The sequence below is a fragment of the Sneathiella sp. HT1-7 genome (genome assembly GCF_020731145.1).
In the GTDB taxonomy this organism is placed as follows: domain Bacteria; phylum Pseudomonadota; class Alphaproteobacteria; order Sneathiellales; family Sneathiellaceae; genus Sneathiella.
The window spans coordinates 418520-438690 of the sequence record NZ_JAJFZN010000002.1; the positions used below are offsets into that span (position 1 = coordinate 418520).

General features: G+C 50.0%; 18 protein-coding genes and 4 tRNA genes. 16 read left to right on the forward strand and 6 right to left on the reverse strand.

The window, feature by feature from the left end; all coding sequences use genetic code 11:
- Position 1: 1 nt before the first annotated feature.
- Complete coding sequence (locus tag LKE13_RS07175; protein WP_227949684.1) at positions 2-343, forward strand: Rieske (2Fe-2S) protein; 342 nt, start codon at positions 2-4, stop codon at positions 341-343.
- 12 nt (positions 344-355) lie between these two features.
- Here the strand turns inward: LKE13_RS07175 and LKE13_RS07180 are convergent, their stop codons facing one another.
- The 4 genes from LKE13_RS07180 to LKE13_RS07195 are packed head-to-tail and all read right to left on the reverse strand — an operon-like array spanning position 356 to position 6452.
- A complete protein-coding gene (locus tag LKE13_RS07180) occupies positions 356-2026 on the reverse strand; it encodes a DUF1116 domain-containing protein (protein ID WP_227949686.1) in 1671 nt (556 codons plus the stop codon).
- 60 nt (positions 2027-2086) lie between these two features.
- On the reverse strand, positions 2087-3253 hold the full coding sequence (locus LKE13_RS07185; protein ID WP_227949687.1) for a 2Fe-2S iron-sulfur cluster-binding protein: 1167 nt from the start codon (positions 3251-3253) through the stop codon (positions 2087-2089).
- Positions 3250-4077: an FAD binding domain-containing protein gene (locus LKE13_RS07190; RefSeq protein ID WP_227949688.1), complete on the reverse strand. Its 828-nt coding sequence runs from the start codon at positions 4075-4077 to the stop codon at positions 3250-3252. Before LKE13_RS07190 ends, LKE13_RS07185 begins: the two co-directional genes overlap by 4 nt.
- Positions 4074-6452, reverse strand: coding sequence for a xanthine dehydrogenase family protein molybdopterin-binding subunit (locus tag LKE13_RS07195; protein ID WP_227949689.1), 2379 nt, complete (start codon positions 6450-6452; stop codon positions 4074-4076). The genes LKE13_RS07190 and LKE13_RS07195 overlap by 4 nt, the downstream gene beginning before the upstream one ends.
- Positions 6453-6703: 251 nt before the next feature.
- On the opposite strand from LKE13_RS07195, the gene LKE13_RS07200 reads away from it, so the two are divergent.
- The 4 genes from LKE13_RS07200 to LKE13_RS07215 all read left to right on the forward strand — a co-directional run bounded on the left by LKE13_RS07200 (position 6704) and on the right by LKE13_RS07215 (position 12367).
- On the forward strand, positions 6704-7969 hold the full coding sequence (locus LKE13_RS07200; protein ID WP_227949690.1) for an amidohydrolase/deacetylase family metallohydrolase: 1266 nt from the start codon (positions 6704-6706) through the stop codon (positions 7967-7969).
- A gap of 461 nt (positions 7970-8430) precedes the next feature.
- A complete protein-coding gene (locus tag LKE13_RS07205; protein ID WP_227949691.1) occupies positions 8431-10152 on the forward strand; it encodes a GGDEF domain-containing response regulator in 1722 nt (573 codons plus the stop codon).
- Positions 10145-11920, forward strand: a complete 1776-nt coding sequence (locus LKE13_RS07210; RefSeq protein WP_227949693.1) for a CHASE domain-containing protein — start codon at positions 10145-10147, stop codon at positions 11918-11920. Before LKE13_RS07205 ends, LKE13_RS07210 begins: the two co-directional genes overlap by 8 nt.
- A 24-nt stretch (positions 11921-11944) precedes the next feature.
- Positions 11945-12367, forward strand: a complete 423-nt coding sequence (locus LKE13_RS07215) for a response regulator (RefSeq protein WP_227949695.1) — start codon at positions 11945-11947, stop codon at positions 12365-12367.
- 293 nt (positions 12368-12660) lie between these two features.
- Here LKE13_RS07215 and LKE13_RS07220 read toward each other — a convergent pair.
- Positions 12661-12736 (reverse strand) — tRNA-Thr (locus LKE13_RS07220).
- Between the two features lie 607 nt (positions 12737-13343).
- Between LKE13_RS07220 and LKE13_RS07225 the strand changes: the two genes are divergently transcribed.
- A complete protein-coding gene (locus LKE13_RS07225; protein WP_227949697.1) occupies positions 13344-14018 on the forward strand; it encodes a hypothetical protein in 675 nt (224 codons plus the stop codon).
- A 48-nt stretch (positions 14019-14066) separates the two neighbouring features.
- Here LKE13_RS07225 and rlmB read toward each other — a convergent pair whose 3' ends face one another.
- Entirely contained in the window at positions 14067-14906 is an 840-nt protein-coding gene (gene rlmB, locus LKE13_RS07230; RefSeq protein ID WP_415776515.1) for a 23S rRNA (guanosine(2251)-2'-O)-methyltransferase RlmB, read from the reverse strand.
- A 171-nt stretch (positions 14907-15077) separates the two neighbouring features.
- On the opposite strand from rlmB, the gene LKE13_RS07235 reads away from it, so the two are divergent.
- The 10 genes from LKE13_RS07235 to rplL all read left to right on the forward strand — a co-directional run bounded on the left by LKE13_RS07235 (position 15078) and on the right by rplL (position 20013).
- Positions 15078-15162: transfer RNA gene (locus LKE13_RS07235), tRNA-Tyr, on the forward strand.
- 55 nt (positions 15163-15217) lie between these two features.
- Positions 15218-15291: transfer RNA gene (locus tag LKE13_RS07240), tRNA-Gly, on the forward strand.
- Positions 15292-15396: 105 nt separating this feature from the next.
- The gene (gene tuf, locus LKE13_RS07245; RefSeq protein ID WP_227949701.1) at positions 15397-16587 is read left to right on the forward strand and encodes an elongation factor Tu; all 1191 of its coding nucleotides are present in this window, start codon (positions 15397-15399) and stop codon (positions 16585-16587) included.
- Between the two features lie 113 nt (positions 16588-16700).
- A tRNA-Trp gene (locus LKE13_RS07250) sits at positions 16701-16776 on the forward strand.
- 73 nt (positions 16777-16849) lie between these two features.
- On the forward strand, positions 16850-17047 hold the full coding sequence (gene secE / locus LKE13_RS07255) for a preprotein translocase subunit SecE (RefSeq protein ID WP_227949703.1): 198 nt from the start codon (positions 16850-16852) through the stop codon (positions 17045-17047).
- 4 nt (positions 17048-17051) lie between these two features.
- On the forward strand, positions 17052-17582 hold the full coding sequence (gene nusG / locus LKE13_RS07260; RefSeq protein WP_227949705.1) for a transcription termination/antitermination protein NusG: 531 nt from the start codon (positions 17052-17054) through the stop codon (positions 17580-17582).
- Between the two features lie 83 nt (positions 17583-17665).
- Complete coding sequence (gene rplK, locus LKE13_RS07265) at positions 17666-18094, forward strand: 50S ribosomal protein L11 (protein ID WP_227949708.1); 429 nt, start codon at positions 17666-17668, stop codon at positions 18092-18094.
- Between the two features lie 4 nt (positions 18095-18098).
- Positions 18099-18791 (forward strand): 50S ribosomal protein L1, encoded by a 693-nt coding sequence (rplA, locus tag LKE13_RS07270; protein ID WP_227949710.1) that lies wholly within the window; start codon positions 18099-18101, stop codon positions 18789-18791.
- 271 nt (positions 18792-19062) lie between these two features.
- Positions 19063-19572 (forward strand): 50S ribosomal protein L10, encoded by a 510-nt coding sequence (rplJ, locus tag LKE13_RS07275; protein ID WP_227949713.1) that lies wholly within the window; start codon positions 19063-19065, stop codon positions 19570-19572.
- Positions 19573-19632: 60 nt separating this feature from the next.
- Positions 19633-20013 (forward strand): 50S ribosomal protein L7/L12, encoded by a 381-nt coding sequence (gene rplL, locus LKE13_RS07280; protein ID WP_227949715.1) that lies wholly within the window; start codon positions 19633-19635, stop codon positions 20011-20013.
- Positions 20014-20171: the final 158 nt, after the last annotated feature.

Here is a 20171-nt window from a genome sequence, read left to right on the forward strand (position 1 = left end):
TATGAAAAAAGAAATATATCAATGGCAAGAGGTTGCCGCTGTTGAAGATATTACCACTGGTCAGCCATTGGAGGTGATCGTCGAGGACACCGTTGTCATCCTGTTGAAGGTGGGAGATGCCGTTAAGGCTTACCAGGGTTTGTGTCCGCATCAATTCGCCAGATTGTCTTTGGGAAGCATCTCAAAGGATTCCTTGCATTGCCCTCAACATAGAGCATGTTTCGATATTCATGACGGTACATGCGGCCCTGGTTGGCAACTGCCCGCGTTGCGTCAGTATCATGTACGGGTAGACGCGGGCGTAGTGTCGCTGGCGGCCCCTTTGGCAATCATATCCGGGTAAAAATGAAATTACCTAACCCTCCGGCCAGGGAGAAACGCCGCGCCCAATCAACCCTGTCGTCCCCGTTCGCTCCACCATTCCAAGGTTAATACCCAAACATGTCCGGGGGCGCGTCAGGTCCAGTCCGACCATGATGCCGCTATCCGACAAAGCGGGATGTGGCCCAATGAACGGTGCATGTGCGGCAGGGCTGAAGAAATCGGGATGAATATGTCCGCGATATCCTTCGGCCAAGCTGGGTGTAGTTCTCAAACAGGCGGCACCGAAGCCGAGCGCATCAATTACAGCACTGTCCCCAATTGCCGGCAAAGCTTCCGCCATTTCCTGACCTTCAAATTTAATTCCTACCGGAGGCAAGGCTGGACGTGTAATCCATGTATTCGGATCAGATGCCAGTTTATAACCGATGTCCTGCCCATTGCCACCGCAGGCAATGATCATGTTGCTTTTGGCAATATTGGCCCCCGCACCGATCATAAGCGCAGCAGATGCCATGATGAAGTTCAGGGAAAACTGACCGGCAGAGGCTAGATACGCCACCGTTTCAGTGTCGTCTGGAGCTGAAAACAAACTTCGAAATTTTGCTTGCGTCGCGGCGACCTGACCATGCAGGTCATCTCCGTTTTTAAGGCCATGATCTAAAACTGGTAGCAAGGGGATTGGCGCGGTCAGCATTCTTGCGAGAACTGTACCAATGTGCTTCGACAACCGTTGTAACAATGCCAGTCCATCGGGATGTCCATTACCCAGTCTCAGCGCGTAGGGAAGGGGGCCGTCATTCAAGGGTGAAAACCGTCGATTGCCGGGTGCCGCCATATCCTCAACTTCCAGGCAATACGCGCTGGGGCCGACGATAAAAGCTAACGGCGTTACCACACCAAAATCCTGTGCGGGACGGAGGTTAAGCTCACCATTTTTCAACTGGGTAAAAGCATCCTCTTCAGAGGCTGCCCAGCCTTCAAGTTGAGCTGCCGCAACCAGCGAATTGCGCATTGGCCGCGGTAAATTTCCCTGATCAGAAAAGGGAGGGCCAGCATGCAGCAGGGTGCGACCGGGCAGGTTCGGGATCAGCTCTTCGAGCTTCGCAATGCGTGTCAGGGCAGGCTCAACCGCTATCAGATTGTTATATGATTTCTGCGTAGCTATTGAGGAGCGGGATAAACTCGCGGTACCATTGTCGGCGGGCACATTGGATGGAATTTGTTCGTCTGTATTCGGGGTGTTTGCGTTAATTATCTGCGTCATCATTTCTATCAGACGCGGGCGATCTTCGGGCGAGAGGCTTTCAATAGTGCGTTCATGCGCGCGTTGTGCCTTTGCATCCAAAGTATTGAGAATGTTCCGCCCTTCCTCAGTGAGGGAGGTGAGGCGGACGCGCCGGTCACTGCTAGAAACCCGGCGCTTGATCAGTCCGCGCCTTTTAAGCCGGTCCAGAATATCCGTCATATTGGTTTTGTCGATTGCCACAGCCTTGGCGAGGGTTGTTTGATCCACCGCTCCACTTTGCTGAAGCGCCGAGAGGACAGAATACATCACAGGCGTAATGTTCTGGTCACCGCATTCAAGGGCGAACAGAGCAGTATGAATTTGATGCAAACGACGGATCAGAACGCCGGGACGCAATGTCAGGGATTCATTTCGCCATGGACCAGAGGATGCGGTAGTGGAGTCGTCTTGTTTCATGAAATCGGCCGTTGAACTATTGTCATTATCAATTTTTCTTTTAAGAGTGAAACAAAGTTATCAAAACCTCAAGGCCCTTTTGATCCAACCCCAGAGCGCGGCGCTCAATAGGGACAAGCCATTTATATTGGTTTGTGTTGTCTGGTCCGGTTCTTGCCCCTTTGCAAGCGCCTCAATTGAGGCGGCGACCTGACCCAGAATACGGTCCGCAATCTCGGCCACCAGAGTGGGGCGGCTGAACTGAGATAACGGGCCCGTCAATTTATAGATCATCTCAAGGGCGAGTTCCGTGCCACCTTCCGGCAAACCGGTTACACGAAAATCAAGCATACCATCGAGTTGAGAGCGGCTCAGGCCATCCTTGCCACGACCAATTACATGACCGGATTTTTCAGCCTCATTCAGGTCCATTTTTGCTGTGCCGGTAAAGGCGGCCTTGATCGGACCCATGGCGATAGCACATTGCCCTTGCAACAGATTGTCGTCGGTGATGTTGTCAATACGGGCGCCCGGAATACAAGACGCAATCTTTTCAGGATCCGATATTATATCCCAAATCTCAGACGTCGAAGCTTCAAAGGCCAGGGTTCGAGAAAGAGTGGGTGCGGCGGCAAGGGATTGCTTCGTTGGAATACTGGTTGCGCCCGATGTTTTAGCCGCGACGGAGGAAGTAGTCTGTGAAATGGCCTCAATCGGCTCAACCGCACTTGTTCCGGAGTTTTGCAGTGCTCTCGTCTGTGGTTGAATTTTTGCGGCGGGTGGGTTGTTTTCCAGAACATCAACGATTGCCGCAACTATCCCGGCATAGCCAGTACAGCGGCACAAATTCCCGGACAGTTCTTTGCGGATACGGTCTGCATCTGCATTGGGAAGGCGCCGGACAATATCGTAACCGGTCACCAGCATGCCAGGTGTGCAATAACCACACTGAAGCCCGTGGTGTCGCTTGAAGGCATCGCGTAACGCCAGCATCAGGGGATCATCATCAAATCCTTCGACGCTGCGAACTTCCGCGCCTTTGCAGGCCGCGGCCAGCGTAATGCAGGACCGCGTCGGCCGTCCATCGACAAACACGGTGCAGGCACCACAGACACCCTGTTCACATCCCAAATGCGTTCCCGTCAACAGCAGGTCTTCGCGCAGAAAATCAGCAAGATGCGTGCGGGGCTCCGCCGTTTCGGAAACCGGCGTGCCATTAACGACAAGATCGACAGTCGTATCGGTCATGCTGAAAACTCCTTAGCTACTTTTATCTGCTCGATGGCTCTGGTCAGAGCAACGGCATGGAGGTGAAGCGCGGTCGCGGGCTGGTCCGGGATAGCCTCAGACAAAGCCTCTATTGGGGATTGCGTTCCATCAAGAACGGCATCGGGGTTGAGGAGAAGGGCGGGTTGCCGGCCCAGTGCCCCAATTGCGATGCGCGTACGGCTTTTTGATGGATCAACCAGGATCGCGGCGCTTGCCTTGGCAAATTCCCCGACCTGTCGTGTGTATTTCCAATAAGCCCAACGCGCGCCTACTCCTGGTTTTGGAACCTCTACAGCCGTTAGAATATCTTCCGGACCGAGGGCCGTGCTATAGGGTCCGGTGATGAATTCTTCCATGGGTATGGTGCGTAAAGGCGCGTTCGTTTCAGCTCCGCGGACAAGGGCTGTCGCACAAAGTCCGGTCATGACGATAACCCAGTCCGCCGCGGGATCGGCATGGGCGAGACTGCCGCCAATTGTTCCGCGATTACGCACAGCACGGTAGGCAATATTGGCCGCCGCATCGCGCATCCAGTGACCGGTTGGATCCGGGACCGCTCCATCTTCGACCTCTGCATGAGTGATGGCGGCACCGAACCGAATATTGTCCTCATGCTCCTCAACAACGCGCAATTCCGGTAACAAGGAAACATCGATTAATCCGGCAGGGCGGGTCAACCGCAAATTCAGCATCGGCCCAAGAGACTGATTGCCGGATACCAGCTTGTTTTGCTCGCCACGAAGAGCGCTTTGGGCATCCGTCAAAGATTGGGCAACGGCAAAGTCAAATAGGGCAGGCTTCATATTGAGTCTCCCTTAGCAGGTTTTGAAAGCTCGGCACTCGCAATTGCCGACAGCACACGCTCCGGCGTCATCGGGACTTCCGTGACTTCAGCGCCAATAAATGAAAGGGCATCATTAACCGCATTTGCAATTGCTGCAGGCGGGCCAATAGCTCCGCTTTCCCCAATGCCCTTTTGGCCGAAACGGCTCAAGGGTGAAGGGGTCTCCATATGTTCAATTCTGATGTTCGGCATATCGGAGGCGAGCGGTAAATGATAATCCGCAAGAGTTGAGGCCAGTGGCTGACCGGAGGCATCAAAGCGCATTTCCTCAAACAGGGCAGTTCCGATACCCTGCGCCGCGCCGCCATAGACCTGCCCATCCACAATCATCGGGTTGATCATCGTACCGGCATCCTCAACAATGACGTAGTCGAGCAAACGGACATGGCCAAGGTCCATATCAACCTCCACCTTCACCGCATGGCAGGCATAGGAAAAAGTTCCCGTATCCTTGGTGGTTTTATAACCGGCGACGACATCCAGACCTCTAGGGTCCACATCGTCGGGCAGCAATTGCGGTTTCAGGTACCAGGTTCGCGCCACTTCTTCGATACTTATGGTGCTACTGCCAGCGGAGGCCATGCCGTTTTCGAGTGTAATGTCCGCAGGGTCGGCTTGCAGCAAGTGACCCGCGATTTTACGGATACGTTCCCCCAGCGATTCACAGGCAGTCCCTACCGCGCCGCCGGCCATGACGATACATCGCGATCCCCACGTGCCGGTGGAGTAGGGCGTATAGGCAGTATCTCCATGGACGAGTTTGATCTTTTCCGGATCAATTCCAATTTCACTGTTGGCGATCTGTGCGAGGGTTGTTTCCAGCCCTTGGCCATGGCTGTGTACACCAACTCGCAATTCAAGGCCGCCGTCAGGCGTCAGGCGGGCAGTTGCTTGCTCAAACCCCGGTACCATAGGAATGCCCCATCCATGATAGACAGATGTGCCGTGCGCTCCTTGCTCGCAGAAAATAGATAAACCGACCCCAATCCGGGTGCGACCTGTCTGGTTTTTCTGGTCCGCGCGAATGCCCGTCATGTTGATCGCGGCGACCGCACGCTCAAGAGCTTCTGGATAGTTACCGCTATCAAAGAATTTGTTCGTGATGTTGGTAAAAGGCATCTGATCCGGCTGCACAAGATTGCGCGCCCGAATGGCTTCTGGCGTAATTTTTAACTCTCTAGCAATACCGTCCAGCAAAACTTCCAATGCGAAACAAACCCCGGTTCTGGCGACGCCGCGGAAGGGCAGAATAGGAGGCTTATTCGTGGCGACCGACCAGGTTTTGCAGCGATAACCCCGCATAATATAGGGTCCTGGTAATATGCTGGCGACCTGTGCAGCCTCAAGGCAGGCGGAGAAAGGATAGCTGGAATAGGCTCCGGAATCGACAATGGCAGTACAATCCACCGCCAGCAATTCACCGTCTGCTTTCGCATAGCCTGTAATTTCATAGCTATGTTCCCGGCAGTTGGCGCCCGCGATCAAATGCTCACGCCGATCTTCAATCCATCGGATGGGGCGATCCAGCTTCATCGCAAGGAAGCAGGCGCAGACTTCTTCGGCGAGCAGGATGCCTTTATAACCGAACCCGCCCCCGACATCCGGCGCGATTACCCGAATTTGCCCATGATCCATATTAAGACAGTCCGCCAGACCCGTGCGCACAATATGCGGCATCTGTGTCGCAGAGTAGAGGGTGAGGAGTTCCAGGTTCCGGTCCCAGACCGCAACAAGGCCGCGCCCTTCAATGGGCGCCATACATTGCCGTGCCGTCTTGAAGCTGCGCTTGATAACAACGTCAGCGTCTGCAATCGCCGCCTCAAAATTGATATCGGCGTTGCTTTCAAGGAACGAATTCTCATCCCAATCTTCATGCAGCAAGGGGCTATCTTTGTCGCGAGCTTTGGTCATGTCATGGACTGCAGGCAATTCATCAAAGACAATGTCGATTTTCTCGGTCAGGTCTTCGGCTTTTGCTCGACTATCGGCAAGGCATGCGGCTATTGGCTCCCCCACATGACGAACTTTTTCATCTGCCAGTATGGGTTGGGTGGACGGGCGAAAGCCCGGTAATCCGGAAACAGCGCGAATACCGGACACCCCGGTCAGATCCCGACCGAAAAACACCCTTTTATCCGACTGTTCCGGTTTCATTTGGGAAATAATTCTAGCATGCGCAAGTGGGCTTCTTAAAAACGCCAGCTCCAGCATTCCGGGCATGCGTATATCGGCTATGTAACGGCCCTTGCCATTTAAGTAGCGATCATCTTCTTTTCGCATGAGCCGCGCGCCGATGCCCGTCTCTCGTTCTTTGGCTTCTTGATCGTTACTCATATCAACCTTTCTCTTGCGGCTCGAAAAATCGCCAACTTTGATGAGATGGCGTTGGCGCAAAGATCCCTGCTTAAAGGGGCGCCGGATTGCTTTTTGAGCCTGCTAATATTGCGCTGCACAATAGTACAATAATGGATTTTCAAAAATAATTGTAGATATAATTTTAGCTATTACAACTTTTTCCTTTTCCCATTGTGCGCTGCGGGATATATTTGTTCTAAAGCCTGTCAAAATGATAAAGGAAGTCGACGATGAGCAATTTGAAACCTCTTGATGTTGTGTTGGAAAACGGAACATTGATTGATCCTGCAACAGGGTTGAACGGGAAATACGATATCGGGGTTCAGGATGGTGTCATCACTGCAGTGAGTGACAGTCTCAAATCAGTCGAAGCGATTGAACGGATCGATGTGTCGGGCCATCATGTCATTCCCGGAATGATCGATACCCACGCGCATGTGTATGAACATGTGACTGGTAAATTCGGATTATCACCTGATCTCGTCGGCGTTTATTCCGGTGTGACAACATTGGTTGATCAGGGCGGCCCGAGCTGCATGACGATTGGCGGCTTCCGGAACTTTATCTCGAAGCCGTCGGCCAGCCGCGTGCTTGCCTTTATTTCGGCCTATCTTGTCGGTGGGCTGGAAGGGCATTTGTACCCGGAACTCTACGGACCCAATGGCGTGAACGCAGATCATACAATTGCGGTTGCAAAAGATAATCTAGATTTGGTCAAAGGCATCAAGGCGCATGCGGAGATTGGCGGACAGTCGCGTTGGGGAATGGATGTCATCAAGATCGGGCAGGAAATCGCGACGGCGACGAACCTCCCGCTCTATATTCATCTAGGTCAGTTATGGCCAACGAGCAGCAGTGCGCCTATTCCGTCATCGGACGAACTCATTCGCGAGTTGCTGCCAATCATGAAGGAGGGGGATGTGCTCGCGCATCCATTCACGCGGCACCCTGGTGGCTTTGTTTCCGATGAAGGAGAGATTCACCCTATATTGCTGGAAGCCGTAAGACAGAAGCAGATTCTGGTTGATGTCGGGCATGGCTCTCATTTTAGTTTTGACGTTGCGCGGCGAATTCTGGAGGCGGGGATTATGCCGTTTACACTCGGGGCGGATATGCATGGCTATAATGTCACAATTCCTGACGCGACGGATACGTCTGAACGCGCAGCAAACCCCTTTTCTGGCGTTGCTCCGTTTAACCTGACCATTGCCATGTCGGAACTCTTGCATCTCGGCGTACCGCTGGAACAAGTCATTGAAATGGTCACCTGCAATCCAGCGAAGCTATTGCGGATGGAGGACGAGATTGGCAGCATTGCGGTCGGGCGCGAAGCGGATATCTCTGTCCTTAAAATTGAAACCGGGCGTTTCAAGCTATCCGATAACAGTGGTGAAAGCGTGGTGGCAGAACAACTCATCAGGCCGGCGTTTTGCTTGCGTGCTGGACAAAAGTTCGATGCTACTTCCGCGTTTGTACCGGATGCTATTGTCGCCTGAGCGAAAAGGGCTAAAGGCGGAGAGGTATTCAGTAATCCAATAAACGGATATGCCGATCTGTGGCCTAAAACCGGCAATCTTCTTGCCAGGTGGACATGCTTTGTCGTTAAAGCTGTGGGCGGCCTGCCGAAGAATAAAAAGAATTCTGCCTGATCATATCAATATGAAATCACCGTCGGGGACAATCTTTTCACGTCTACTTCTTTTGACGCTCCGTGGTTAAGCCCTTGTCGTTAAATCACTTAATTGGCGGTGCGCCGATTTAGCGAAACGGGAAACATGTCGCCAGACTGCAATCAATAATAGCATGATAAATATTATTGGCTCTACTTAAATACACATATTTTAATTTTGAATTCAGAAATATTCATAAGGTAATATTTTGTTAAATAAATATACTTAAAAATATTTAACCAAGTATTTTGAGAAAATGCAAGTTTTCAGGTGTAGGAAAAACTTTTATGAACCTGCTTATGATCGATGATGATGACATAGACAGAATGAACACAACGCGTGCGCTTGAACGTTCTGGATACGTACTGAATGTCACGGAAGCTAGATCAGTAGAAGAAGGGCTTGCCTATCAGAAGAACGGCAATTTTGACATCATACTGCTAGATTACCAACTGCCATCGATGTCAGGGTTGGAACTTCTGAAAGTATTTACAAGCTCCCATCAACAGGATGTTGCGGTTGTTATGTTGAGTAATCAGGAAGATGACAACATAGCAATAGAATGTATCGAAGCTGGAGCGCAGGATTTCATTCTAAAAAGTGAAGTGACGACATCCAGATTAATCCGGGCTCTCCTGCATGCAAAAGAACGTAGCAGGATTGGAGAGCAACTCCGCCTTCTGGCCGAACGGGACACCCTGACAGGCTTGGCGAACAGGTATATTTTTGAAACACAGCTTGAAGAGGCGATTGCCAGAGCCATTCGATACGGTGAGGGGTTGGCGCTTCTTATGCTGGATCTGGATAAGTTTAAGAATGTCAATGATACACTCGGTCATGCCGTTGGTGACAAACTATTGATTGAAGTTGCTAACCGTCTTAAAGGACCGGTTCGGAGCGGTGATTTGATATGTCGTCTAGGTGGTGACGAGTTTGCTATTCTCGTCCACCATTTGGACGATACGTCACAGTTACGGATTATTTCTCAACGGATCATCGACGCCCTTTCTGAGCCCTTTGAAATTGAGGGAACAGAATTAAACATTTCTACGAGCATCGGAATCGCAAGTTATCCTGAGTGCGGCCAAGATAAAATTCAGCTTATGAAATGTGCTGATATTGCTATGTATCGGGCCAAGGAAAAGGGCCGAAATCAGGCTCAGTTCTATTCAAAAGATGTTCACCATGAAAATATGAAAAGGCAGGAATTAGAGCAAGAATTGTTCCGCGCAATAGAAAATAAAGAAATCGAAGTCTTTTATCAGCCGCTGATTGACGTTGAGACAGAGAAAACTGTAGGCGCAGAAGCACTTGTAAGATGGAGGCACCCGACGCGGGGGCTGCTTCTTCCAAATGCTTTCCTATCGATTGCGGAGGATACTGGCGAGATTGGGAAAATTGGTTATTGGATTCTTGACACTGTCTGCGCTCAATATGCTGAATGGAAGGCTACCCATCCCGAGCTAGAGCCCTCATTTGCAATAACCGTAAATTTGTCGGCCCTTCAATTAGATGATAGTCGATTTGTCGATCATACAAAGTTGGTTCTTGCCAAGTATAGTATGCGGCCTGAAAACCTTGAGTTAGAGGTCACTGAGAGCTCATTAATTGAAAACTCGGAAACGGCGGCGTCTGTTCTACAGGACCTTTCCCGCTTGGGCGTAAAGCTCTCTTTGGATGATTTTGGGATTGGGCACTCCTCGCTTTCATATTTGCAAAAACACCCTTTCAATATACTGAAAATCGATCGATCCTTTGTTCAAAATGTTGAGGATGATAATGATAGTGCTGCTATGTTCTTAAAATCAATCAATGCGTTAGCAGATGTTTTGAACATAAAAACGGTTGTTGAGGGCATAGAAACAAAGGCACAAAAACATTTCTGTCAGAAGTTAAAATTTGAACGTATGCAGGGCTTTTACTTTTCAAAGGCAATGGATGCGCCTGATTTTAGCTCCTACCTCCTCAAAAACTCCGATATGCGTCATGAAATGATTTGCAATGAGTAATGCAGATGAATTGGGAGCTTCGGAAAAAAGAAAACTCGTTAATGCAGGAAAAATGCATTGGATCCACTGGCTTATTGTGGCCCTTTCAATCGTGGTTACTTTCGGCGCCTGGTACTACTCGGTTGTCCAAGTAACAACACGAAACCTCGAAAAATTTAATCGTCAGGCTGATCAAGTTATTGAACTCGTAAAAGAGAGAATGCATCTATATGAGAATGCGCTTTGGGGGGGCGTTGCTCTTATTGATTCTAAAAATGGGGACATATCCTACTCTCAATGGCGGTCTTATGCTAACAGCCTGCGAATTGATAAGGTCTATCCAGGCATCAACGGGATGGGCGTTATATTTCAAATCAAGCCTGACCAGATGATTGATTTTCTTAAAACACAAAGAGAAGATCGCCCGGGCTTTCGTATTCACCCTAAACATAACCTTCCTGAATACTGGCCGATCACTTATATTGAGCCTCCAGGCCTAAATAACAAGGCTATCGGTCTTGATATGACCTTTGAAGCAAATCGGTATGCGGCCGTCATAAAATCTCGAGACACTGGTATTGCGCAGGTGACCGGGCCTATATCGTTGGTACAAGATGATAAAAGGACGCCCGGCTTTCTGTTGTATGCGCCCTTTTATGAAAAGGGTGTAAAGCCGCAAACCATCGCCGATAGGCGTGACAAAATAGTTGGCGTGACTTATGCGCCGTTCATCATGAGAAATCTCATGCAAGGAACACTGTCGCGGCAAAAAAGACAAATTCATATCGAAATAACGGACGGCAATAATTTGCTTTATGAAGATGAGTTTGTTGATCTTGATGACAGCGAACCGTCCGATTTTTCTAACGTGCAAGATGTCGTGATGTATGGTCGGGTCTGGACTTTTTCCTCTCACTCTACAGCCCGCTTTCAAAAAGAAGTATCAAGTGACCAACCATATTGGATTCTCATAGGCGGCCTTACTGTAGACGGCTTTCTGCTGGCTTTGTTCCTCTTCATGACAAGGGCGAATAGAATGGCATTGAGTTATGCGGAACGCATGACGCGCGAGTTGAAGGATAAGTCAGCGCGTTTGGAGCGATCAAATGAGGATCTGGAGCAATTCTCTTATGTCGCCTCGCATGATTTGAAGGCGCCGCTGAATTCAATTAAGCAGATCATCAGCTGGATTGAGGAGGACTGTAAGGATATCCTTCCTGATAAATCCAAAAAGCATATCGAATTACTCAAGGCAAGATGCGCTAGGTCAATGACACTTCTCAATGATCTTCTCGATTATTCACGGGTAAATCGATTTGCTTATGACACAGAGAATATTTCTCTGAAGAAAACAGTCGACGATATAATGTTTCTTCTTGGTCATGCAGCCGATTTTTCATGTGAGATAACTGACTGTAACTTGGTGATCCAGAGGCGGGCCTTTGAAATTGTACTCAGAAATCTGATTACAAATTCAATAAAGCATCACTCTTCGAAAAAGGGGCGGATAACAATTGAATGTGAGAAAAATTTAACTGAATACTTGTTCCGTGTTTCGGATGATGGGCCAGGAATTCCAGATAACTTGCACGTCAAAGCACTCGAAATGTTCTCAACCCTGCGTCCGCGAGATCAGGTTGAAGGGAGCGGTATGGGGTTGGCAATGGTCAAAAAAATTATTGAACATCATGGCGGCAGCCTGGAGATTGAAAAAGGTCGGGTAACAGGAACTTGTGTTATTATTCGTTGGCCTTTCAATACACAGTTTGACACTATCACGCAGGATTAATCAGAAATACTTTGAGAGGTTTTGATGAAGGGCGTATCCGAAGACGTAACGTTACTTTTGATTGAAGATGACGACGTAGATGCGCAGACAATTGAGCGTAGTTTTGAGAAGCATCGTATCGCCAATCCTATAGTCCGTGCGCATGACGGGGTAGAGGGGCTGGAGATGTTGAAGGGGGGAGCTGTTGCCCACCCGTATGTAGTCCTATTGGACATTCAAATGCCACGCATGAATGGCTTGGCGTTCCTGGAAGAGCTCAGAAGTGACCCGAAGCTAGCCAACACGATTGTCTTTGTGCTGACGACTTCCCGCGATGAAAAAGATATACAGGCTAGCTACACTAAAAATGTAGCGGGTTACTTTGTAAAGGAAGAGGCTGGCGATAACTTTTCGAATGTTGTCAACCTATTGCAAGGTTACTGGAAGATCGTTCAATTTTCCGAATAAGTGCCTGGTCTGGTTAATTAGTATCAAGAGAAATTAGGGCTACTCTGCAACACGGTTCATAATAACGGAATAGTGAAGCCGAATAGATAGTTCGATACTGTTCGTTCCTGTACTGCCCCTGTCGTTTTCAAAATTGCTGCTAAAGCAGGTTCTCTTTTGGCGTTGATCCCCAACCTATCATGGGCCCTGCTAGGATCGAGGATTATTCCGCGCCAAATTTGTACCTAATGGGAAAAGGGAAGGGGTTTAAAACAGATAAGCCCTCGAAAACGGTTTGTTTCCAAGGGCTTATGTGGTGCCGCCACCACGATTCGAACGCGGGACCTGATGATTACAAATCAACTGCTCTACCAGCTGAGCTATAGCGGCAAAATATTGTGTCAGCTTTGAGTGATGTCTCAACCTTCCACTGGGAGCCAGCTTATATAGCGCAACTCTCGGCCTGTCCAGAATTTTTCGTATGTTTTCAGCGACATTAATTGGCCGCGTTGTAAGAGATTGATTTCTCGCTCATTTGTTGAATAAATCAACCATAACATAAATTAAAATAATAATATAAAACTATGGATTGTAATTCGTTGATTGCGTCACATATATTTGCTTCAGGACCTATTAATCTCTCCCATTTTACAGATTGCCTGCGGTTGTTTGTGAGGCACGCGTCCGCAGGAAGTCTGGTGGGTTTTTAAAGGAGGTAGAAATTAAAAAAGTATCTGCGGCAGCAATGTCCCTTTTAAACGCGGTAAAGCATGATTCCATTTGGGTTGGGGATCATCATGAAATTGTCGATGACTTGTTCCTTTTATACCAAATCTGTTGCGATCAGCCCAATAACCTACATCTGATCTTGGAGAGCCCGCTACCATCCAAATATAAGAGCAGGTTCAGCAAGAATCTCCAAACGGAGCTTCTGGGCTATCAGCAGAGTACAAACAAAAGGAAATTCTGTGAAAACTCGACGCTAGCACGGTGTCTAATGCCGTCTAAGGAGCGAAAGCTTCTTCTTGGTGGATGTAAGAAAGAAGCGAAATCAGATATCGCTATATTATCTGATATTTCCGCGGAAATCGCAAATTTGGTCTATTCCGGTGGCGGCCAAGCACATCTGATCGGTGGCCGTCCCAATATTGGTGATGACAATGTGGAAGAGAGTCAAAGCGATAAAAAGATCTCAACAAATCTTCCAATAGTGCATTTTGGTTATGCATCTGATTTAAATTTTCTATGTAAAAAACTAGGTAAAAATAACGTAATTTTCTCTGGTCTATCCCATGTGATTTCATACCCAGGGCATCCCCCGGGAATCATTCATGCCGATGGTCGACAGTATGAGGTACCGTCATCTGCATATGGGCAGTTCAGGGCAAAGGATGTGGGTATAGCGTTTGAAGAAGTCGTCGCGAGTTACGTCAAAAAATTGATAGATAAGGCATATTTTCAAACTATAGAAAACCTCAATGATACCTTTCGCTTTTTTCATTTGGAGGAGGATGAATTTGATTCCGATACGGCGCCCTCCATCGTTTTTGTATTGCGGGAGAATAAGGCTGCTGCCAAAAAAATATCTGACCTAAAAGCTGCTGAAGTATATTTTTCGCAAAATAACAAAGCACCAATTGTCAATAAGAGTTCTGACTGCATAATTTTGTAGGATACATTGCCGCCAAATCGTTATGGCTCATCGCAATAAATAAACTCGTTAATCCGTGGGCCGGGCAAGTTCATAGAAAGTAATGGCCGCTGCGTTGGAGACATTCAGGCTTTCCACTTTCGGGCTAATCGGCAATTTGGCGAGCAAATCGCATTTCTGCGTTGTCAGTTGACGAAGGCCTTTTCCTTCGGCTCCAAGTACGATGGCAACCTTTTTAAGCGTGGCCACAGCTTGGGACAATTCCTGTTCTGCCTGACCATCAAGGCCGATTCGCCAAAAGCCTCGTTCCGCCAGCTGGTCAAGCGCCCGCGACAGGTTGCCGACCCGAATAATCGGAACGGTCTCCACTGCGCCAGAGGCAGCTTTTGCGAGCACGCCGGTGATGGGCGGAGAATGGCGGTCGGGCATGATAACCGCCGCAACATTAAAGGCCGCGGCCGAACGCAAAATAGCACCGACATTTTGCGGATCAGTCACTTGATCCAGCACAGCGACCACCTGAACATCTTTGTCCGGATTATCGAGCAGGTCTTCTATCGCGTGATCGGGAAGCGGTGCGGGGAGGAGAGCAATCCCCTGATGAATGGCATTTTCAGGGAGGAGACGCGTAATGGCGTCCTTATCGACAAATTCCGGAGCGAGCTGTTCTTCGATCCGGCCTTTCGTGTCCTCGCTCAGCGCCTCAAACTTGTTTTTTGTCAGAACAAGGCGGCGGAATTTACGCGCCGGATTGGCGAGGGCGGCGACAACTGCATGGTCGCCATAAAGCCAGCCATCAGATACCGCGGCTGATTTTCCGCCGTGGCGCCCGTGCGATGCCTTTTTCGCGGAATTCTCCGCGTCCCTGCGGGGTTTGCGTCCCCGGATATTTGCCGACTTGCTTCTCATCATGGCGATGCTTATATTGTGCTTCGTATCATGCAACAAGTCAGCATTTTCGAGTGGGCCGAAAAAAAATGTACAAATCGATATGATTTGCTCTTTTTCGGTTGACTTTGCTCGGGAATTTTCGATAGTGCCGGTCACCTTTGGTGTAAGCCGGAGGCCTAATGCATGTGCGGAGGGGTGCCTGAGTGGTTAAAAGGGACGGACTGTAAATCCGTTGGCTATGCCTACGTTGGTTCAAATCCAACTCCCTCCACCATGTGCGTGCTGATATACAAGGTGTCACGGAGCTGGCATCGACTGATGCGAACAAGGCGGGTGTAGCTCAATGGTAGAGCAGCAGCCTTCCAAGCTGAATACGAGGGTTCGATTCCCTTCACCCGCTCCAAGCGCTGGTCAGCGCATTATAAATAGGCCATGGAATTGATGATGCCGAATGACTGACATTCGGTGTTTTTGGGCTGTGTAATTTATTGCTTCGGGACGACGGAAAATGGCCAAAGAGAAATTTGATCGTAGTAAACCGCATGTAAACATTGGAACGATTGGTCATGTTGACCATGGTAAGACGACGCTGACGGCGGCGATTACGAAAGTTCTGGCAGAGCAGAGCGGGGGTGCTGCGTTTGCGTTTGACGAAATTGACAAGGCGCCGGAAGAGAAGGCGCGCGGTATTACGATTTCGACAGCCCATGTTGAATATGAGACGGCGAACCGTCACTATGCGCATGTGGATTGCCCGGGCCATGCTGACTATGTGAAGAACATGATCACGGGTGCGGCGCAGATGGACGGCGCTATTCTGGTTGTGTCTGCAAACGACGGCCCGATGCCCCAGACACGCGAGCATATCCTGCTGGCCCGTCAGGTTGGTGTTCCGGCGCTTGTCGTCTTCATGAACAAGGTTGACCTTGTCGATGATGAAGAGCTGATCGAACTTGTTGAAATGGAAATCCGCGAGCTTCTGTCCGAGTATGATTTCCCGGGCGACGATATTCCGATCATTGGCGGTTCTGCACTTGCCGCTCTTGAAGGCCGGGATGACGAAATCGGCAAGGAAGCGATCCTGAAGCTGATGGAAGCGGTTGACGCGTCTATCCCGCAGCCGGAACGTGAGATTGACAAGCCATTCCTGATGCCGATTGAGGATGTGTTCTCGATCTCGGGTCGTGGTACGGTTGTGACCGGTCGTGTTGAAAGCGGCATTGTGAAGGTTGGTGAGGAAATCGAGATTGTCGGCATTCGCCCGACGACGAAGACGACCTGTACGGGCGTTGAGATGTTCCGCAAGCTTCTGGATCAGGGTCAGGCTGGCGACAACGTGGGTGTTCTCCTGCGTGGTACGAAGCGTGAAGATGTTGAGCGCGGCCAGGTTCTGGCGCATCCGGGATCAATTACCCCGCATACGAAGTTCAAGGCAGAAGCCTACATCCTGACGAAGGAAGAGGGCGGCCGTCATACACCGTTCTTCACGAACTATCGTCCGCAGTTCTACTTCCGGACGACGGACGTGACGGGTGTTGTGTCTCTTCCCGATGGGACGGAGATGGTGATGCCAGGTGACAATGTGACAATGGATGTCGAGCTGATTGCTCCGATCGCCATGGATGAAGGTCTGCGCTTCGCCATTCGCGAAGGCGGCCGTACCGTCGGCGCTGGCGTCGTCGCATCCGTAACCGAATAAAGAAAGTGGCCGCTGTTTGTTTTAAATGGCGAAAAGTTTACATGTAGATTGATGGTCAGTCCCGGGCGCCGGACGTAAAAAATCGGCGACTCGGGATTGCCCGTTCAGACCGGAGGAGTGTAGCTCAATTGGTAGAGCACCGGTCTCCAAAACCGGGGGTTGTGGGTTCGAGTCCCTCCTCTCCTGCCAATCTGGTTGATCTATACGTAAAAGTCTTGTATACCGCCGGGTCATTCACCGGATGAAGGATTTTTGAAGAATTATGGCAAAGGTAAACCCAGGAGCTTTTATCCGCCAGGTGCGGCAGGAAGCCTCGAAGGTCACATGGCCGACCCGCAAGGAAACGCTCGTGACGACGGGGATGGTATTTGTCATGGTTTTTCTGGCTTCCATGTTCTTTTTCCTGGTTGATTCCGGCATTCAGTTCGTTATCAAACAAATTATGACGCTGGGATCCTGATCACATGGCCAAACGCTGGTATATCATTCATGCCTATTCGGGCTTCGAAAAAAAGGTCGCGCAGTCCGTTAAGGAGCAGGCGATCATCAAGGGCATGGCCGAATTGTTTGAAGAGGTGTTGGTCCCGGTCGAAGAAGTAGTAGAAGTTCGGCGTGGCCAGAAGGTTAATGCAGAGCGGAAGTTTTTCCCGGGCTATGTGCTGGCGCATATGGAAATGAACGACGAAACATACCATCTGGTCAAAAACCTGCCAAAAGTAACGGGTTTCTTGGGCAATGGAAACAAACCGACGCCAATCTCCGAGAAGGAGGCAATGGCAGTCCTCAATCAGGTTCAGGAAGGGATCGAGCGGCCCAAACCATCGGTTACGTTTGAGCTGGGTGAGGAAGTTCGGGTCAGTGATGGTCCGTTCGCTACCTTTATGGGTCAGGTTGAAGAAGTAGATGAAGAAAAAGCAAAGCTGAAGGTCTCGGTATCGATCTTTGGCCGCTCGACGCCTGTTGAACTTGATTATTCGCAGGTTGAAAAAAGTTAAAGCGTAATTTCCGCATGGTGCGGATCGTTGTGGGAGGCCTGCCATGGTCGTACCACGGCCCCTTAATTTGAAGAGGGAAGATAATGGCAAAGAAGATTAAAGGTTATATCAAGTTGCAGGTCCCGGCGGGACAGGCAAATCCATCACCGCCTATCGGACCGGCATTGGGCCAGCAGGGTGTGAATATTATGGAATTCTGCAAGGCCTTCAATGCCTCAACGGGCAGTATGGAAGGCGGCATGCCAATTCCAACAGTTATTACTGTTTATGCAGACCGTTCATTCAGTTTCATTACCAAGACGCCTCCGGCATCTTATTTCCTGAAAAAGGCTGCCAAGTTGAAAAAAGGCGGCAGCACGCCAAGTAAGGAAGTTGCGGGTACCGTGACCGAAGCGCAGGTTCGTGAAATTGCGGAAGCGAAGATGGTGGACCTGAACGCCAACGATATCGACGCAGCAATGAACATTATCAAAGGCTCCGCCCGTTCCATGGGCCTGGAAGTGGTGGGTTAAGATCATGGTAAAACTGACAAAAAACCAAAAAGCTGCGGCTGACGTTATTGATCGCGAGAAGTTTTACGCGCTTGACGAGGCTGTTGAAATCATTAAAACGCACGCGAAATCGAAGTTTGATGAAACTATCGAAATTGCAATGAACCTCGGAGTTGACCCACGGCATTCGGACCAGATGGTTCGCGGTGTGATTCAGTTGCCGAACGGAACAGGTAAATCTGTCCGCGTCGCCGTGTTCGCTCGTGGTGACAAGGCCGAGGAAGCAACGAAAGCCGGCGCCGATCTCGTCGGGGCGGAAGACCTGATGGAGAAAATCCAGGCAGGTGAAATGAATTTCGACCGGTGCATCGCAACGCCTGACATGATGGCTGTGGTTGGCCGCCTCGGTAAAGTTTTGGGCCCGCGCGGTCTGATGCCAAATCCGAAGCTGGGCACGGTAACACCAAATGTTGCTGAAGCTGTTGAGGCCGCCAAGGGCGGACAGGTTGAATTCCGCGCAGAGAAAAGCGGTATCATCCATGCCGGACTTGGAAAATCGAGTTTCACCAAGGAAGCCTTGAGCGAAAACATCAAGGCCTTTGTGGGCGCAGTGGCAAAATCCAAGCCGAGCGGCGCAAAAGGAACATTTATCAAGAAGATTGCTGTGAGTTCCACAATGGGACCAGGCGTGAAACTTGAAATCGGTGACGTAATCTAACGTTGCCTAACAAATTTGCCGCATTTCGGTGCGGTAAATGTCGGGCTGGTTCGCCAGTCCGTCTGTCCAAGACTGCAGGTGTTCCCGGATCTTCTGAGAAGGGAATTTAATTGCAATTTGTTGCCTGCATAGACAGGGAAGCTAAATAATTCGCTGCTAGTCAGCAATTCAGGTGGACCTGGGACAGTTTAACCGGATCCGGCGTGGCCGGGTTCTAGTGTAAACGGAATGCTTCAAGAGTTTGAGGTATTTCAAAGACTGGAGACGACGAGTGGACCGATCGCAAAAAGAAGCGGTGGTTACCGAACTGAATGGTGTCTTTAACGAGGCAGCTGTGGTTGTTGTCGCTGAATACAGTGGTCTCACTGTGGCGCAAATGACTGAGCTTCGCGTAAAGATGCTGGACGCCGGTGCCAGCTTCAAAGTGACTAAAAATCGGCTTGCGCGTCTCGCTCTTGATGGCACGGACTATAGTTCCCTGTCCGATAAACTGAAGGGTCCTGTGGGCATCGCTTATTCAAGCGATCCCGTCGCGGCGCCGAAAGTTGTTATGGACTATGCAAAGGGAAACGAGAAGTTTGTCGTTATTGGCGGTGCAATGGGCACAACGGAACTCGACCCTGCCGGGGTCAAGTCTCTTGCGAGCCTGCCGTCATTGGACGAACTTCGTGGAAAGCTGGTCGGGTTGCTGCAGGCGCCTGCGACGAAAATCGCTGGTGTCCTACAAGCTCCTGCTGGTCAGTTGGCCCGTGTCCTGGCGGCGAAAGCCGAACAGGGTTAGATGTAATAGCCAGTTAATATTGAAACTAAACCGCTAGGTTTACCTGAGGAGAATAGTACAATGGCCGATCTCGAAAAGATTGCCGAAGATCTTTCCAGCCTGACAGTGCTGGAAGCTGCAGAACTTGCAAAACTTCTGGAAGAAAAATGGGGCGTTTCTGCTGCGGCACCGGTTGCAGCTGCTGCGGCTCCGGGCGCAGGTGGTGGCGACGCCGCTGCTGCTGAAGAAAAAGACGAATTTGACGTTATTCTTGCCGCTGCTGGCGAAAAGAAAATCAACGTCATTAAAGAGGTTCGTGCGATCACGGGTCTTGGTCTTAAGGAAGCAAAAGACCTCGTTGAAGGTGCACCGAAAGCCGTTAAGGAAGGCGCACCAAAAGACGAAGCTAACAAAATTAAAGAACAGCTCGAAGGCGCAGGCGCAACTGTTGAACTCAAATAATCAGTTGCGATGTAGCGACCTTTGGGTAGCTAAGGTTACAACGGGGAAGGCGGCTTTTGCTGCCTTCCCCGCAGCCGCTTTCTAAGCAGGCAAGCGGCTGTCCGGCGGGAATTTAATCACGTGGCGTCTCCAACGGCCTTAAGTTTGGAGAAGAATTT